This window comes from Saccharomonospora saliphila YIM 90502 (genome assembly GCF_000383795.1).
GTDB classification, from domain to species: Bacteria; Actinomycetota; Actinomycetes; order Mycobacteriales; family Pseudonocardiaceae; genus Saccharomonospora; species Saccharomonospora saliphila.
In genome coordinates, this window is record NZ_KB912613.1 from 1 (window position 1) to 1,500 (window position 1,500).

Genomic DNA, 1,500 nt, shown 5'->3' on the forward strand with positions numbered 1-1,500 from the left:
TCGCCACGGCGGCGGGACTCGGCACGCTGGCGACCGCGGCGTTCTTCCGCGAGCCGCGCCGGGTGCCGCCCGCGCGCACCGACCTGGTCCTCTCGGCGGCCGACGGAGTCGTGTCCCTGATCGAGGAGGCCACCCCGCCGCCCGAGCTGGGGTTGCCCGATGAGCCCAGGACCCGCGTGAGTGTGTTCCTGTCCGTGCTCGACGTGCACGTCCAGCGCGCCCCGGCCACCGGAACCGTCGAGCAGGTGGCCTACCGGCCCGGCCGGTTCCTTTCCGCCGACCTCGACAAGGCGAGCGAGGACAACGAGCGCAACGCCCTCGTGCTGCGCACCGACGGCGGCCACGAGCTCGTCGTCGTGCAGATCGCGGGCCTTGTGGCGCGTCGTATCCTCTGCGAGGTGTCTTCCGGGGAACGCCTCGACGCCGGGTCGACCTACGGCCTGATCCGGTTCGGCTCCCGCGTGGACACCTACCTTCCGCAGGGCAGCACGCTGCTCGTGCGGACGGGTCAGCGCACGATCGGCGGCGAGACCCCGCTCGCCGAACTCCCACCGACGAAGGACTGAATACATGGCCCGGACCAGCCCCGGAGTCCGGTTGCTGCCGAACGCGGTCACGGTGCTCGCGCTGTGCGCGGGACTCTCCGCCGTACAGTTCGCCCTCACCGGCGATCACGGTCTCGCGCTCGGAGCGATCATGCTCGCGGCCGTGCTCGACAGCCTCGACGGCAGGATCGCGCGGTTGCTCGACGCCACGTCGAGGATGGGGGCCGAGCTGGACTCCCTGTCCGACGCGATCTCCTTCGGCGTCGCCCCCGCCCTGGTGCTGTACGTGTGGTTGGGCGAGGCGAGCAGATGGGGCTGGGTCGCCGCGCTGATCTTCGCGGTGTGCATGGTGCTGCGGCTCGCGCGGTTCAACACCCTGCTCGACGACGCGGAGCAACCGCCCTACGCGAGTGAGTTCTTCGTGGGCGTGCCCGCCCCGGCGGGCGGGCTGCTCGCGCTGCTGCCGGTCACCGTCACGCTCGAGTTCGGCGAGGGGTGGTGGACGGCCGAGCCCGCCGTCTGGCTGTGGACGGTGGCGATCGCGGCGTTGCTGATCAGCCGGGTGCCCACCCTGTCGCTGAAGAAGATCCGCGCACCGGCGAAGGCGGTGGCGCCGCTGCTCGTGGTCATCGGCCTCGCCGCGGCGGTCGCCATCCAGTACCCGCTGGTGGTGCTGATCAGCGTCCTGCTGCTGTACCTGGCGCACCTGCCGTACTCGGTGCACCGCTACCACTGGCTGGCCCGGCACCCGGAGGCGTGGGACGTGCCGCCCAAGGAACGTCGCGCCATCCGGCGCGGGCGCACCCAGCGGCGCCTGGGACTGCGCAAGCCGCCGTTGCGCAGGGTCGCAGGGGTGGCACGGCGCGCCGTGCGCCGCCCACGCGTGCCCACCGGGCAGCACGTGCCGCGCGTGTACCCGCCGGACGGGGTGGCCCCGACGCCCCGGGCGGGAGAC

The 1,500-nt window shown here is 73.0% G+C and carries 2 protein-coding genes; both read left to right on the top strand.

Annotation, left to right across the window (positions count from 1 at the left end; translation table 11 throughout):
* On the top strand, positions 1 to 566 hold a 566-nt coding region (locus tag SACSA_RS0101985), incomplete at its 5' end, for a phosphatidylserine decarboxylase (protein ID WP_019813069.1).
* Positions 567 to 570: 4 nt separating this feature from the next.
* On the top strand, positions 571 to 1,500 hold a 930-nt coding region (locus SACSA_RS0101990; RefSeq protein ID WP_019813070.1), incomplete at its 3' end, for a CDP-alcohol phosphatidyltransferase family protein.